Below are 15324 nucleotides of genomic sequence, written 5' to 3'. Positions count from 1 at the left end.
ATTTTTATCTCCTCTATTAGATATTTGAACCACAAAAAAACGGGCTAAAGCCCGTTCGTTACTATTATTTTTTATAATGTTTCTTTTAACCATTCAAAAAACTCTCTTTGCCATACTAATCCATTTTGTGGATGAAGTACCCAATGGTTTTCATTTGGAAAATAGACTAGTTTTGTATTTAAACCTCTTAATTTAGCAGCTTGGAAAGCTTCCTGACCTTGTTCATAAGGAACTCTATAATCTATTCCTCCTTGTACAATCATAATAGGTTTATTCCATTTTTCAACATAATTACTTGGGTTAAATTCTGTATATGCTTTTGGCAATGGGTTTTCCCATGGAGATCCTAAGTCCCAATTGGCAAACCATAGTTCTTCTGTAGTAAGATACCAAGATTTCATATCAAATAATCCGTCATGAGCAATGAACGTTTTGAATCTATTCTCATGGATACCTGCCAACATAAATACGCTGTAGCCTCCATAGCTTGCTCCTACAGCAGCTACTCTATCTCCATCCACATAAGGTAATGTTTTTGCATAATCTGTTGCTGCAAGATAATCTCTCATAGGCTGTCCTCCCCAATCTTTGGAGATTTCCTCATTCCATTTTGTCCCCCATCCCGGCATTCCTCGTCGATTAGGTGCTACTACGATATATCCATTGGCAGCCATCAGTGCAAAGTTCCATCGTGTACTGAAAAACTGAGTTAGGGCAGACTGTGGTCCTCCTTGACAATATACTAATGTAGGATATCTTTTATTGGGATTAAAATTGGGCGGATAATGAAACCATACTCCCATTTCTTTACCATCTGAAGTTTTCACCATTTTAAGTTCAGATTTCCCTTGTGCAAGTTTATCATAAGTTGCTTTATTAACTTCCGTTACCTGCTTCATTTCTCCGTTTTTGGTATTGACAGAGAATAGGTCAGTGGCATGATTTATATCTGTTCTTCCTACTAATAATGAATTTTTCTGATCTGCAAAAATTTCATTTACATCATAGTTCCCTTTTGTTATTTGTTGAGTTTTAGAAGTTTTCGGATCTATAGAAAAAAGTTGTTTTGTTCCTCTGAAAGCTGCTGTAAAATAGATAGTTTTTGCATCCCCGCTCCAAAATACATCTCCAGAAACACTTTCATCCCAATCTTTTGTCAGATTTGACACTTTCCCAGATTCCCAATCCATGATCTTAATGTCATTTTTATCTGCTTCATACCCATCTCTTTCCATACTTTGCCAAATCAACGATTTTCCATCAGGACTAAATTTTGGGTTTACATCATATCCCTTATTAGACTCTGTTAAATTCTTTATAGATCCTGAAGCTAAATTGTACACAAATATATCTGTATTCGTACTAGTGGCATATTCTTTTCCACTTTTAGGCTTTGTTACATATACCAATTGTAGGGAATCCGGAGTCCATATAAAATCTTCCGCCCCACCAAAGGGCCTTTGCGGTGAATCCCAAGGCTTTCCTTCCAACAAATCTTTTGCCGTATCTACCTTATCCGAAACTTCAACCACAAAAACATGATTATATTTTCCTTCATTAAAATAGTCCCAATGTCTATGGTTTAAATCCCTGTATATGTAAGCTGTAGTTTTAGGAGTGTCGTTATACTTATCTTTCCCCATAACGTTTTCTACTAACACCTGCTTACTGAAAGCTATCTTTTTCCCATCTGGAGAAATGACAATATTATCAACTTCACCTATCGTATAGAATTCTGTCCAAGTTTGTCCATTATCTTTAGAAAGAAAAATTTTATCTAGTTCTTGGGCATATATCCCATTTTTATCCCATTGAATTAAAGTTTTTTTACCCAAATCTAGCTTGGTTGCCTGATTGTTTAAAACATTTAAAAAATAGTTTTCATTTTTTGTTTTTTCAGTTCTTAGATCAACTTGTCCCACTTTATAAATAAGGGAAGATTGATCAGGCGAAACGACCTGTACTCCAACTTTCTTCAAAGTCCAAAGAGTTTCGGGCGTCATTAATTGTTGTGCATTCATTAGAAGTGGGGCTACCAGAGTCAGCAGACTGTGCTTAAGTTTCATAAATTATTATTTAATTCAAAGATTGCCAAAGTTAATATTTAAAATAAAAGGAACGAAAAAATTAACATTTAAGTTTACTCTACCATAATCCTGTCTTATTTCTTTCTCATCTATTATTTAAAATAAAAAATCCGTCAGCTATTATCTGACGGATTATATATTGGTTCAAATTTACTTTTAATCGCCATCCGAAAACATAGAATTGGCCAAGGAAGTAATAATAGAAAGGAGAATACTAAAAATAAGTGCCCACCAAAATCCATCTACCACCATATTATCTATAAAATAGTCTGCTATAAGAATAATTAAAGCATTAATCACTAAAGCAAACAACCCTAATGTAATAATGGTAAGAGGAAGTCCCAAAAGACTTAAAAAAGGTTTCACTATTAGATTTAAAATACCTAATACAATAGCAAAGATGATAGCTGTAGAAAAGCCCTCAAAATGTACTCCCGGTAAAATTTTCGTGAGAAGATACGCAACTACTGCCGTTACGAGCAATCGGATAATTAAGTTCATAGTATTATTTTTTTATGTTGTCACTATTATATTACAAAAGCCATTCCATACTGCCTATAAAACTTCTTTAAAAAGTCCCTTAATTCAATGTTGATGCTCTATAAATAAGTTCTGCATCCATCACAATTGTTTCATTTGGTGAAGAAATTTCTTTTATCTTTTTGAGAATCAATCGTGCAGCTGTTTCTCCCATTTTTATGAGAGGTTGTTGTACACTGGTCAACTGAGGATGTACAATAGTGGATAATTCCGTTCCTGAAAAGCTCGCTAATGAAACCTGTTGTGGAATTTTGATGTTGTGTTCTAAAAGGTAATTCATTGCTCCAATAGCTAACGTATCTGAAAATGCAAAAATGCTATCAAATTCAAGATTTTTTACTATTAATTGTTGTACGGCTTTTGCACCATCTTCAAACATCATTCCGTCAGTTTGAACTATCAGATTAGGATCGAATATTCCATGCTTTTCTAAAATCCTTTGATATCCACGAGCTCTTTCTATCACATTTCGTATCGTAGAAGGTCCCATAATATAGGCAATTCTCTTCTTTCCTGTATTAATCAAATGTTCTACGACTAAAGAAGCTTTAATATGATCATCTAATATTACTTTCGGAACATCTAACGATTTGGAAGGAATTCTATCAAAAAAGACCAATGCTGTTCCTTTTTCAATCATTTTCCTATATATTTTTTCGTTATAGGTTTCATGACATGCATTAATAATGATCCCATCTACATTAAAATCTTCTAGTAATTCAAGATTTTTCCTTTCTACCAAAGGACTTTCATTCGATTGTGTAATAATGACTTTATATCCTAACGGTTCCAAAACCTCTTGTATACCCTGCAGGATTTTTGATGAAAATGGAGTCACCATTTCCGGCACAACAAGTCCAATATTTTTAGATTTCCCATATTTGAGATTAAGAGCTGTAGAATTGGGTTTATACCCTAGTTTCTCAGCTTCATTCAAAACCCTTTTTTGAGTTTCTGAATTAATATTTTTGTCATTCAAAAGAGCCCTTGATATAGTAGAGGTAGATAATGACAAAGATTTTGACAAATCTTTAATCGTAATTCGTTTCATTTTGTGATTTTTTTATATTTGTTTTTTGCCAAAAATAACAAAAAAATAGATAACCGGGAACGTTCCCATCATTTTGGGAACGTTCCCATAAAAAATTATCAATAAAAAAGTGTTATTAATGAAGAAACTGCTGTAAGTTTGACAAAAAAACACAAACATTTATCATGAATATGCAGAAACGTTATTACGATTACAACATCACTAAACATGGAATTATAAATTTCACTAGTAAAAATCCATTTATAATTGTATTCAATACAACACTAAAAATCTAAAAAACTTAGAGATTTATTGAATAGGAGAAATTAAAATATAATAAATTAAAATTTTCAGAATTTAATCAAAATCACATTATAATTATAAAATATGAAATCTTGAAATGAAAGGACATTCCATCTTTCTTTTATGATCTTTTTTAATTGTACATTCATCATATTCTGAAATATTATTTTATCTATTTATAAGACAATAAGGAGCTTTTCATTTGTGATTTTGTCTTCTATTTCAATAGGGATGATATAAATAATATATCAAACTTTATTCGTGCAACTGGGAACACACCATTTTCCAACTAAATATTTTTTTCATTCTTGTATTGGACATTCTATTATCCGGCGTATATGCCGGATATGGGATGTTCCCAATTAAATTCCAAAAAAAGATTATGTTTACCTCAAAAATTTCAATAATACTTTCTATTCTTGCAGGAACCTCCTTATTTTTCACCCAACAACTGCACTCCGCTTTACAACTTAGAAACAGTAACCTTTGGAGAGGGGTTGAAATCTCTTCCGGTTTGATTTACACAGGCTATGTTAGTTTGAGTAATGAAAATTTCTATGGAGGATTTTGGGCCGGAGGAAATACAGATGGTTCTTATAAAGAATTTGATAACTATCTAGGATACAAAAACAAACATATATTAATAGAACTATGGGACGTGTACAACTTTTCTCCTAATGCAGATTATAATAACAAAGAATTTTTCAATTATAATGCTCGTGAAACAGGTCGACTGTGGGATTTAAGAGCATTTTATACGATTAGTAATAAAATTCCATTAATATTGGGTTGGAGCACAGTTGTTTTTGGTAGAGATAGAAATCAAGAAAATACATCTAATAAATATTCTTCTTTTGTGTCAGCAGAATATCCTTTGTATAAAAATGAAGATGAAGATCTACAAGTCAACGGTAGGGTTGGATATGGCTTTGCATTAAATAATACCAATGGCGAAAAAAGTCATTTGCTTGCGAAAAAAGCGGGTTTTAATGAAATCAGTCTAGTTATATCTAAAAAAATTAGTCTTTGGGATTACAAACTTCCTATCGGTATTTGGGGGATGTGGAATCCTGTCGGTAATAATGCTTACTTGCAGTTTTCCGTTCAAATATATTCATTTTAAAATGGGCAGAAAATTTCTACCCATTTTATTTAATCTTCATCATCGTTACTAATGAAGTCGCCACGTGACTTTCCGATTCTTTATTTTCTTCAATGGTATAAATTTCTGTTCTGACTACACTTATTTTTGCCCCTCCTTTTATAACATAAGATTTTGAAACTAAAGCATCTCCGATTGCTGGTCGCAAATAGTTCACTTTAAGTTCAACTGTCACTACATAACAATCTTCTTCATAATGACTCACTGCAGCATATCCCGAAGAAACATCTACTAAAGAGGCAATCATTGCTCCATTAAACATTCCCGCTTTTCTTGTCATTATTTCCATTTTCGGAACTTTTATAGAAACAAAGTCTGTATCTACATCTAATAATTCTGCTTTATAAAACTGCAATGTTTCTGAACGATTAAAGCTATCTGTAATGAGTTTCTTTTTTTCTGATGTCATTATTTTAATTTAAAAGATAAAGGTAAGTACAAATTCATACAAAAAAATTCAAAATTCATCACACGATGATTATATCAGAAGTATATTAAACTCCTCTCCTAATGTCAAAATTCCTTCTGTCAAGTTCTGAGGATGCGCATTGAATCCTTTCAACTTGGACGTTTTACCTTTTAGCATCAAATCTAAAAGTTGTTTATCTGAAAGTTTCTTACCAAATATTTCAAAAGTCACTTTAAAACCGCAATTTTTAAAATCAGAACAACCTACCGCTGTTTTTCCTTTTATCAAATGATGTTCTTTACACTTGGGACATTTTGTTTCTTCCCAAGATTGGAGTTCTTTTTTTGCTGCCGGTTCTCTTTTCTTTTTTTCTTTGATTTCTTCTTTCTCTTCTTGCAAAGTAATCATCTTACCTTTTCCATCCGCAACTTTTTTGGTAAGCTCTGTCACCATCTGGATCAGCTCTTCTTTAAATTGATTGGCTTCATATTGCCCACTTTCAATTTTACGGAGCTTAAGCTCCCATTCCCCTGTTAATTCAGGACTTTTGAGCAATTCATCTTCTATGGTATCAATTAATTGAATTCCAGTTTGAGTAGCAATTAAATTCTTTCTTTTCTTCTCAATATATTTTCTTTTGAAAAGAGTTTCAATAATATTAGCCCGCGTAGAAGGTCTGCCAATCCCGTTATTTTTCAATAATTCTCGAAGCTCTTCATCTTCTACTTGCTTGCCAGCTGTTTCCATCGCTCTTAAAAGCGTTGCTTCTGTGTAAGGTTTTGGTGGTGAGGTTTTTCCTTGGTGAATGAATGGATTATGAGGTCCTGTCTCCCCTACCGTAAATTCAGGGATGGTTTGTTCTTCTTCTTTTTCTTTTTCCGTTAATTCTTCCTTGGATTCTTTAGCATACACTATCCTCCAACCCGGTTCTAAAATTTGTTTTCCACTCGTTTTAAAAGGTATAGTCCCCACCTTTCCTTCCACCAAAGTATTTGAAATTTTACATTCAGGATAGAAAACAGAAATAAAACGCTTGGCAATTAAATCATAGACTAATTTTTCTTCCTTAGTTAGGTATTGAGAGGGAGGAACTTCAGTTGGGATAATTGCATGGTGATCTGTCACTTTTGCATCATCAAAAACCGCTTTAGTCTTTGGAATCGGTTCTTGTAATAAGGGAGCTATAAGCTCTTGATAAAAAGTCATTTTTCTCAGAATTCCTTCTATTTTAGGATAAAGGCTTTCCGATAAGTAGGTTGTATCAACACGCGGATAAGTCACATGTTTTTTCTCATAAAGACTTTGAATATAATTCAATGTATTCTCTGCTGAGTAACCATATTTTTTATTAGCTTCTACCTGAAGTCCTGTCAAATCAAAAAGCCGTGGATTTTTTTCTTTCCCTTCTTTAATTTCAAACGAAACAATTTCAAACGGATTTACTTTTAAATATTCTAATCCTTTTTCTGCACGATCTGGTGTTTTTAAACGATCAATTGCAGCATTAAAAATGACATCACGATATTTCGTTTTGAGTTCCCAATATTCTTCAATGGTAAAAGCATCAATCTCTTTCTGACGTTGCACCAACATTGCTAAGGTAGGTGTTTGGACTCTTCCAATGGAAAGAACAGCTTTATTACCTCCGAATTTTTTGGTAAAAAGTCGAGTGGCATTGATTCCTAATAGCCAGTCCCCCACTGCTCTTGCATTTCCTGCTAAATAAAGGTTTTTATAGTCTTCTGCAGGTTTTAAGCTCGCAAAACCTTCCTTAATTGCCTCTTCTGTAAGGGACGAAATCCATAAACGTTGAATAGGTTTATTACACTTTGCTTTCTGTAATACCCATCTCTGGATCAACTCTCCTTCTTGCCCCGCATCCCCACAATTAATCACTTCTTCACATTCCTCAACTAATTTTTCAATTATTTTAAATTGATTTTCAACTCCTTTATTAGGAATGAGTTTGATTCCGAAACTCTTTGGAATAATGGGTAAGAATATTAAATTCCATGACTTAAGCTCAGGGCTATAATCATGGGGTTCTTTCAAGGTACAAAGATGTCCAAAAGTCCATGTTACCCAATACCCATTTCCTTCCATATATCCTTGCTTTGGTGTGGTAGCACCCAATACTTTTGCGATATCTCTGGCAACACTTGGTTTTTCGGCAATACAAAGTTTCATGAATTTCGGAATTATTGAAGGGATGCAAAATTCGGGATTTTTTTTGACTTTCCCAATTTAGTTGCTCATTATCCCGGAATCATTGATCATTTAAATACCTACTTCAAATATTGTTTTTTTTATAATTCTTCTTTCAACCAAACATCGTTATATTCTTCCGGATGACGTTTAAATTGGGCATGTACATATGGGCACAACGCTACAATTTTCAATTCATTTTCTCTTGCATAGGAAACCAACTTTTCCAATAATAATTTGGCAAACCCTTTCCCTTCATACTCAGGATCTACTTCTGTATGATAAACAGTTAATTTTTTTCCCATTACGGAAATATCCATTTTGCCTGCTTTATTATCGTTTGAAAAAAGCTGGATTTCTCCTTTTACATTTCCTAAAAAAACTTCTGTTCTTTCCATTATATTAATTTTTATGATCACTACAATTATTACTCTTTAAAATTATTGATCTAAAGTTAAGGCCTTTGTGAAAAATATCTAATGATCTATGATAATTTTAGCCAAATACTTCTGCATTTTATAAATATCTATTTATTTTTTTATTTCCCGGTTACTTTTTTGAATTAACAATACAAATAAAGCCCTGAAAACGAATTAATTAAAACTTAACTTTCAAAAAAGTCTACTTTTTTAATGGACTATTGGAAATTTATGCTTTATATTTGCAAACACAAAGCATAGCATAGAATAAAAATGAGGACTACTTCAAAATATAATCAGAATAGCAAACAGATCATCAATATGATGATGTACTGCTGTGTGTCTGTATTTCAATATTATGGTGGCTGACCTTACTTTTATATGATATATTTCAAGGCCTTACCACATTGTAGTAAGGCCTTTTTATTTAATTAAAATAGTACTAAGAATGATAGAGATAAAGAATGTTACAAAAATATTTTCCCCACAAAAAGAACCTTTTAAAGCTTTAGACAATGTAAGTATGAATATAAAACAAGGTGATATTGTTGGAGTTATAGGATTTTCAGGTGCCGGAAAAAGCACTTTGATTCGAACTGTCAATCTTCTTGAAAGACCAGATAGCGGGGAAATCCATATTAACGGAAAAGATTTCACAAAATTAAATTCTAAGCAATTAGCTAACGAACGAAAAAAAATTGGGATGATTTTTCAACATTTTAATCTTCTTTCTTCAAGAACTGTTTTTGAAAATATAGCATTACCATTAGAATTAGGGAATGAGAAAAAAGAAAATATCAACAAAAAAGTCAATGAGTTATTAAAAATTGTCGGATTGGAAGACAAAGCCAATGACTATCCCAAGAGTCTTTCCGGAGGTCAAAAACAAAGAGTAGCTATCGCAAGAGCTCTTGCTAATGATCCCTATATTCTTCTCTGTGATGAAGCAACCAGTGCCCTTGATCCAGCTACTACAAAAGCGATTTTACAATTATTAAAAGATATTAATCAAAAATTGGGTATTACTATTTTATTAATTACTCATGAAATGGAAGCCATCAAAGCCATTTGCCATGAAGTTGCCGTGATTGATAAAGGAAAACTATTAGCTAAGGGAACTTTACAGGAAATTATTTCAAATAAAGAAAACCCAATTATTAAAGAATTTTTAAATACTGACATTATGACTATCCCTCGTACACTCCATGAGAAAATACAAAAAAATCCTCAAGATGGCCTATTTCCTCTTGTAGAGATAGAACTTAACGAAAATATATCTGTGGAAGAACTTCTTTCTACCATTCATGATCAATATAAAGTTCCATATAAGCTCCTTAAAGCTGATTTAGAATATCTTGGAGAATCCAATTTTGGGAAATTACTTTTGCACCTCCAGGGAGAAGAAGAGCAAAACCAAAAAGCTATTTATTATTTCAATCAAAATAGAATTCAAAATACAGTAAGAGGATATGCTTAATGATTCAATGATTTCACTTTTGTCACAGGGTATTTGGGAAACTGTTTTTATGACAGGGATTTCAGGTTTTTTGGGATTTGTTTTAGGACTCCCTTTAGGAATTCTTTTATTTCTGACCAGAAAAGATCAACTGCTAGAGAATCCTATATATCATCGAATTTTATCCATTGGTGTTAATATTTTTCGGGCTATTCCCTTTATTATTTTAATTGTTTGGATGATTCCATTTACAAGAATGGTTGTGGGAACATCAATTGGAGCTAATGCTGCCTTAGTCCCGTTAAGTATTGGTGTAGCTCCTTTTATTGCAAGATTGGTTGAGAATAGTTTTTTGGAAATTCCTCATGGCCTGACTGAAACAGCGAAAGCTTTGGGAGCTACCCCCTTTCAAATTATTACAAAAGTATTATTACCTGAAGCCCTTCCTTCATTAATCAATAATGCAACGATTACTTTAATTACATTAGTTGGATATTCTGCTATGGGAGGAGCAGTGGGTGCTGGTGGATTGGGACAGATTGGATATCAATACGGATACATTGGATATGATGCTCTTATTATGAACTTGGTTTTAGGGTTGCTCGTCATCATTGTATTTATTATTCAATTCTCCGGTGATAAGCTTTCCAAACGATTTGATCATCGTTAATTATAACAATTTATAAGTGTTGATTTGAAATAGTATCGTGGCTTTGAAATCTAAGCCACCTCTTGGTAAAAAAGGCGAATATCCTGAAAGGTACTCATCCTATATCAACCATTCAGCTGTTTTGTAATTTCGCCTTTTTACCATTTTAACATAAAAAAATTTATCATGATAAAAATAAAATCTTTCATTCTCTTAATTATTAGTGTAGTAGTATTAGCTGCTTGTCAATCCTCTAAAAAAGATGATCCTCATTATATTAAAGTAGGCATCACATCCGGACCGGAACAAGAAATTGCCGAAACAGCAAAAAAAGTAGCCAAAGAAAAATATAATCTTGATGTAGAGCTCATTACCTTCAATGATTATGTAGTTCCTAATGAAGCCTTAAATAACGGAGATATTGATGCCAATGCTTTCCAACATATTCCTTATCTCAATGAACAGTCCAAACAAAGAGGATATAAATTAGCTGTAGTAGGTAATACTTTTGTGTATCCTATTGTCGCCTATTCTAAAAAAATAAAAAACATTAATGACCTGAGCAATGGAAGTACAATTGTTATTCCTAATGATCCTACCAATGGTGGACGCTCATTACTCCTTTTACAGAAAGCTAATCTATTAAAACTAAAGGAAGGAATAGGATTATTACCTAAAGTAACGGACATCGTAGATAATCCTAAGCAATTAAAAATCATCGAAATTGAAGCACCTCAAATTCCAAGAGTATTAGATGATAAGGATGTGATGTTAGCTATTATTAATAATAATTTTGCTGCACAAGCGGGATTAGATCCTCAAACCCAAGGAATTCTGAAAGAAGGCAAAGACTCTCCTTATGTCAATGTTATTGTAGCCAGATACGACAATCAACATTCCGAAAAAGTTCAAAATTTTGTAAAAGCTTATGAATCTAATGAGGTGGTACAAAAAGCCGAAGAAATCTTTAAAGGAGGGGCTATTAAGGGATGGGATTAAGTTAGGTTTACTACGTTTCCAGATAGAAAAAAGAATTTTTTTATAGTATGAAAGAGGATGGCTAAAAAGGTAATCATCCATAAAAGCTCGTACCAGTTAAAGAAAAAATAAAGTAATCAGGGAAGGCGAGATTTCTTCCTACGACAAAGAAGTAATGAAGCGCATTGAGGACATCGACAAGCTAGATTACCGATACTAAGAAATATCTGTTCTTCCTTGTTGACAATATCATCCAAAACTTTAAAACCAAACAGGCTTTTAGATAACACAAAGAAACCGTCTCACAACTGAGGCGGTTTTTTTTATTTTCAATAGAACGAACTACAAGCTTGCGCCAGCGGAGGAAAATAGTTCAAGTTTTTTAGCAAGTATAAAATCAGAATCATCCTCTGATTTTTCGTTATCACCATCATCAGGATCAAAGCTTATATAAATCTGATCATTAATATGTAACAATTTTAAATTTTCAATATTATAAAAATTATAAATATTACTATAATAGAACTTAAACTCTATAATTTCACTAAATAATAAATTAATTTTTAAATATTTACTTTTCTTTGAGAAACCACTTATTGTAATTTGTATTTTTAGTTCTCCAAATTCATCATTATTAAGTTTTACTTCTTCAATAGATGTACTAATTAATGAGTTTTCACTCATAAAAATCTCTACGGCATTCTTTGTTATATCCATAATTATTATTGTCTTATTCCAAAATCTCTTAAAAGTTCTCCTTTTTTAGGTGCTCTGCCTGGTTGTCTCACTCCTCGCCCTGTAGGGTTATGAGGATTAGGTTTATAATCATGAATATGATCATCTTGTTCATTTTTAGGATAATTAGGTCCATGTCCTTTATTATATTCCTTTTGTACATTTCCATCTGGACCATATTTTTTTGATGTAGTCTTAGGGTCATTAATTTCAACCGTATTAGGTTCCCCTTTATCAGGTATTCTATTTTTTCTTCTCTTTCCTTCTTCAGGTACTTGAACATTATTAACATCAGTAGTATCTTCCTCAGCTTCATCTTGGCCTTGTGCAAAATGCGCAGGAAGTGCTTTCGGAGATAAATCGATTGTCATTTGCTCAACTCTATAGCCTGATATAGCCTGATATATTTCAGGAGTTTTCGGTAAAATGATTGCTGCTATTCCTGTCAAAGCAAGACCTGCAAAATTAAACCGTCCAAGCATCATGGCACCAGCTGCATAAGTGGAAGATGATGAAAAATCAAGTCCTTTTGGCTGTATGTTTATAGGTCTGTGAATAGTAATAGTTACTCCTTCTATTTTACCTCCATCGTAGATTTTTTTCAAATCAGGTTTAGGACAACCTTCACATGGCTCACCTGTCATTCCTGTTGGATCATTAAAAGATATGGGATTGTTCCAAACATAACTGTAAGCTTCATGAGTGTATTGACTTCTAGGATCAACCACACCCCATCTTCCGATATCCGGCATATACATTCTTGCGCCGTAGTCGTACATTCCTGTCTCCTGCAACTCCTTTCCGTTGTACTTATACTGATAGCTCGAATTTCCACTCAGTATATTATACCCTTGGTGCTTTAATCCAAAGGGATAATAGTTATTTTCTTCAAGAACTTCTACGCTCGCTCCATTGTTAAAATAGCTTAAACGCACATTTCCCAAATGGTCTGTATAATTGTAAATATACTTATTTTTTATAAAATCGAAGTATCCTTCGGCTGTAGGAACAAACTTTAATGAGGAAGATGAAGCCAATACATTAGAAGTTCCACTATTATCATATTGAAACCCATCTAGATATTGTGTTTCTTTTGTAGTCCCTCCAAGAATATAATTTTTTGCAACCTTCACTCCATCTGCTCGATATATATAACGAGTAATAGCAGCATTTGTATTCCCGGAATTCTCTTTAATTTCTGCCGGAAGATTCAAGAAATTATAGCTGATACTATTAATTCCTTTATCAGGATGACTGATCATATTTCCATTATTGTCATAACCTATAGGATTTCCTGTTCCGGAATATCCATAAGAGTTTTGAGTGGCGTCAGCTACCTTAGTCAATCTATTTCCTAAGTAGGTATAAGTAAGATTATCAATCTGCATCGCTAAGCCATTCGGATTTTTAGCATTTCGATACAAATGAGTAATATTTCCATTTAAATCATACTCTGCAGTTTCTCCAAAATGATCTTCCTGCGGAATTGTACTATTAGGTTCAGAATAGTGCCCGAATGAAAGTCTGTTTAAAGAATCATAACTGTAAGAATATCTTTTCAGTATATTATCATTCGAAGTCTTCCAATCAATCTCTGTGATATTTCCATTATATTGAGAATGAGAAAAAGAAGTATTGATTGGATTATGATATTTGATCTCATATCCAAACAACTTTCCATTCAAATTAGAAGGATCATTGATCTTAGTCATCCATCCTCTGATGTTATATTTATAATCTATGGTTTGAATCGGGCTGGTTGGGCTTACTCCTCCTACTTTCTTAATTTGTAATTGAGAAAGTTCATTATAACTATTCTGAGCTAAGATTTCCTCAGGATTATCATTTACTTGATGAAAATGTTGTAAAAGTCTATTTTGACTGTCATACACAAACCTTTCTTTTATGGTGACTTCAATATCTCCTCGCTTTCTTAAATGATAGGTGTTTTTTCTTAAGGGTACTCCTCCAAAATCAAGCTCGGTTTCAATTCGTGTATATCCTCCCAATTGATCAATCTTATTCGTTGAGATCAAAATCCCTTTTGAATCATAATAATGATAGGTTCTCTCCCAAAGATCATTTTCAATATATTTAACATATGATGCAACTAAAAAGCCATTCGTAGAAGTAATATCATTACCTACTCCTATTTGAGATAAGGTATGTTGACCCAAGATAATTGGAGGAATAGCAGGAGCTTCAATCGGATAAGTATCATAATAGTTCACTGATAATACAGTTTCAAGATAAGGAAAATGATTATTGGTATATTGAATCGACATTCCATTCTTGGTAAATCCTGGAGGATTTCGGTTTTCAACAATCACATTGTTAGCAATCATATTCTGCATATCTGTTCGAGAAGTTCCTCCTACGATTCCAGTGATAATCACTCTTCCAAATAAATCATATTTATTGAAAAACCATTTATTTTGTGCTCTCATGAGTTCATCCTGAGTAAAGACAAGGCGGTCTGCTTTATCATACACCATATGTTCCCAACCTTTACCGGGAAGTTTCTTCTCAACCAATCTGCTTCTTCCATCATAACGGTATTCATAAGCCAAAGCGTGTTGATCTGCTAAATCCCAGGTCTTCTTTTTGGAAAGAAGTGGTGGAATTACCCATGCCAATTGATTATATTCATTATAAACATAATAAGTATCTGCATTTTCAGTAGTACTTAATACTTTTCTTACCAAAAGCAATTGCCCTATACCATTTTTAAATTCAATGGTTTTATTCCCATCTTCATCAGTAACCGTATTCTTGTAAAGTTGGTTAGCTCCATAAGTTCCTTTATATTCTATGGAGGATTTTGTAGCATTATTCTCCCAAGTGGTAGTGGTGGTATATTTTATGACTTCATCCGCTATATTAGCACTATAATCAAACTTTACAGGCTTATTGGTCCAATCGTTTCCTACCTGAATTTGTTGTTGTAATCTATCTAATGGAGATTTTTCCAATACTTTTTCGGAATAGATCTTTTCAGCTCCATAAATAGAAGAGGCATTTCCTAAGGGATTGGAAACTATCGCTCCGTTTCCGGTTGATGACTGAGGGACTGGCAAATAGTCTTTGGATTGTCTTCCAAATGCATCATATTCAATATGGGTGACCACATCCTTACCCGATGGAGAAGCTTTAACATTAACTACCTGTTTAGGTCTTCCTAATCCATCAAAATACTGAACCGTTTCTGAAGCTTTCACATTGGGTTGGGTTGGGTCTGAAAGATACGTTTTTGAAGACACATAGTTTTCAGTAGGACTTAATTGGGCAGGGAGTAATCCTGCCACCAAAAAAGCACTGACAGATATAATTGTTTTTAATTTTCTGTTCATT

12 protein-coding genes are annotated in these 15324 nt (G+C 33.1%); 4 read left to right on the top strand and 8 right to left on the bottom strand.

Annotated elements, in window-relative coordinates:
* Window positions 1-71: 71 nt before the first annotated feature.
* The 3 genes from CHRY9293_RS07260 to CHRY9293_RS07250 form a co-directional block, all read right to left on the bottom strand.
* Entirely contained in the window at window positions 72-2066 is a 1995-nt protein-coding gene (locus tag CHRY9293_RS07260; RefSeq protein ID WP_162032399.1) for a S9 family peptidase, read from the bottom strand.
* Window positions 2067-2243: 177 nt separating this feature from the next.
* Window positions 2244-2588, bottom strand: coding sequence for a phage holin family protein (locus CHRY9293_RS07255; RefSeq protein WP_122546762.1), 345 nt, complete (start codon window positions 2586-2588; stop codon window positions 2244-2246).
* Between the two features lie 79 nt (window positions 2589-2667).
* Window positions 2668-3678: a LacI family DNA-binding transcriptional regulator gene (locus CHRY9293_RS07250; protein ID WP_162032398.1), complete on the bottom strand. Its 1011-nt coding sequence runs from the start codon at window positions 3676-3678 to the stop codon at window positions 2668-2670.
* Between the two features lie 664 nt (window positions 3679-4342).
* Here CHRY9293_RS07250 and CHRY9293_RS07245 point away from each other — a divergent pair.
* On the top strand, window positions 4343-5083 hold the full coding sequence (locus CHRY9293_RS07245; protein WP_162032397.1) for a hypothetical protein: 741 nt from the start codon (window positions 4343-4345) through the stop codon (window positions 5081-5083).
* Between the two features lie 25 nt (window positions 5084-5108).
* Here CHRY9293_RS07245 and CHRY9293_RS07240 read toward each other — a convergent pair whose 3' ends face one another.
* The 3 genes from CHRY9293_RS07240 to CHRY9293_RS07230 all read right to left on the bottom strand — a co-directional run bounded on the left by CHRY9293_RS07240 (window position 5109) and on the right by CHRY9293_RS07230 (window position 8134).
* Entirely contained in the window at window positions 5109-5531 is a 423-nt protein-coding gene (locus tag CHRY9293_RS07240; RefSeq protein ID WP_162032396.1) for a PaaI family thioesterase, read from the bottom strand.
* A gap of 69 nt (window positions 5532-5600) precedes the next feature.
* Window positions 5601-7718, bottom strand: coding sequence for a type IA DNA topoisomerase (locus CHRY9293_RS07235; protein ID WP_162032395.1), 2118 nt, complete (start codon window positions 7716-7718; stop codon window positions 5601-5603).
* A gap of 119 nt (window positions 7719-7837) precedes the next feature.
* Window positions 7838-8134: a GNAT family N-acetyltransferase gene (locus CHRY9293_RS07230; RefSeq protein WP_162032394.1), complete on the bottom strand. Its 297-nt coding sequence runs from the start codon at window positions 8132-8134 to the stop codon at window positions 7838-7840.
* 469 nt (window positions 8135-8603) lie between these two features.
* Here CHRY9293_RS07230 and CHRY9293_RS07225 point away from each other — a divergent pair, with 469 nt between their 5' ends.
* From CHRY9293_RS07225 to metQ, 3 genes are all read left to right on the top strand, one after another.
* Window positions 8604-9632 carry a methionine ABC transporter ATP-binding protein gene (locus CHRY9293_RS07225; protein ID WP_162032393.1) on the top strand — a complete coding sequence of 343 codons (1029 nt, stop codon included), beginning with the start codon at window positions 8604-8606 and terminating at the stop codon, window positions 9630-9632.
* Window positions 9625-10281: a methionine ABC transporter permease MetI gene (metI, locus tag CHRY9293_RS07220; RefSeq protein ID WP_162032392.1), complete on the top strand. Its 657-nt coding sequence runs from the start codon at window positions 9625-9627 to the stop codon at window positions 10279-10281. Before CHRY9293_RS07225 ends, metI begins: the two co-directional genes overlap by 8 nt.
* A gap of 165 nt (window positions 10282-10446) precedes the next feature.
* On the top strand, window positions 10447-11259 hold the full coding sequence (gene metQ, locus CHRY9293_RS07215; RefSeq protein ID WP_162032391.1) for a methionine ABC transporter substrate-binding lipoprotein MetQ: 813 nt from the start codon (window positions 10447-10449) through the stop codon (window positions 11257-11259).
* Between the two features lie 321 nt (window positions 11260-11580).
* On the opposite strand, the gene CHRY9293_RS07210 is transcribed toward metQ, so the two are convergent.
* Window positions 11581-11955 carry a hypothetical protein gene (locus CHRY9293_RS07210; RefSeq protein ID WP_162032390.1) on the bottom strand — a complete coding sequence of 125 codons (375 nt, stop codon included), beginning with the start codon at window positions 11953-11955 and terminating at the stop codon, window positions 11581-11583.
* 5 nt (window positions 11956-11960) lie between these two features.
* Entirely contained in the window at window positions 11961-15323 is a 3363-nt protein-coding gene (locus CHRY9293_RS07205; protein ID WP_162032389.1) for a DUF6443 domain-containing protein, read from the bottom strand.
* Between the last annotated feature and the right edge of the window lies 1 nt (window position 15324).

It is taken from the genome of Chryseobacterium potabilaquae (genome assembly GCF_902728265.1).
Classification (GTDB): Bacteria; Bacteroidota; Bacteroidia; order Flavobacteriales; family Weeksellaceae; genus Chryseobacterium; species Chryseobacterium potabilaquae.
This window is presented reverse-complemented; position numbering and strand designations above follow the sequence as displayed.

Coding starts and splice junctions, on each gene's coding strand:
- CHRY9293_RS07260 (WP_162032399.1), bottom strand. CDS start 2,066: ATGAAACTTAAGCACAGTCTGCTGACTCTGGTAGCCCCACTTCTAATG.
- CHRY9293_RS07255 (WP_122546762.1), bottom strand. CDS start 2,588: ATGAACTTAATTATCCGATTGCTCGTAACGGCAGTAGTTGCGTATCTT.
- CHRY9293_RS07250 (WP_162032398.1), bottom strand. CDS start 3,678: ATGAAACGAATTACGATTAAAGATTTGTCAAAATCTTTGTCATTATCT.
- CHRY9293_RS07245 (WP_162032397.1), top strand. CDS start 4,343: ATGTTTACCTCAAAAATTTCAATAATACTTTCTATTCTTGCAGGAACC.
- CHRY9293_RS07240 (WP_162032396.1), bottom strand. CDS start 5,531: ATGACATCAGAAAAAAAGAAACTCATTACAGATAGCTTTAATCGTTCA.
- CHRY9293_RS07235 (WP_162032395.1), bottom strand. CDS start 7,718: ATGAAACTTTGTATTGCCGAAAAACCAAGTGTTGCCAGAGATATCGCA.
- CHRY9293_RS07230 (WP_162032394.1), bottom strand. CDS start 8,134: ATGGAAAGAACAGAAGTTTTTTTAGGAAATGTAAAAGGAGAAATCCAG.
- CHRY9293_RS07225 (WP_162032393.1), top strand. CDS start 8,604: ATGATAGAGATAAAGAATGTTACAAAAATATTTTCCCCACAAAAAGAA.
- metI (WP_162032392.1), top strand. CDS start 9,625: ATGCTTAATGATTCAATGATTTCACTTTTGTCACAGGGTATTTGGGAA.
- metQ (WP_162032391.1), top strand. CDS start 10,447: ATGATAAAAATAAAATCTTTCATTCTCTTAATTATTAGTGTAGTAGTA.
- CHRY9293_RS07210 (WP_162032390.1), bottom strand. CDS start 11,955: ATGGATATAACAAAGAATGCCGTAGAGATTTTTATGAGTGAAAACTCA.
- CHRY9293_RS07205 (WP_162032389.1), bottom strand. CDS start 15,323: ATGAACAGAAAATTAAAAACAATTATATCTGTCAGTGCTTTTTTGGTG.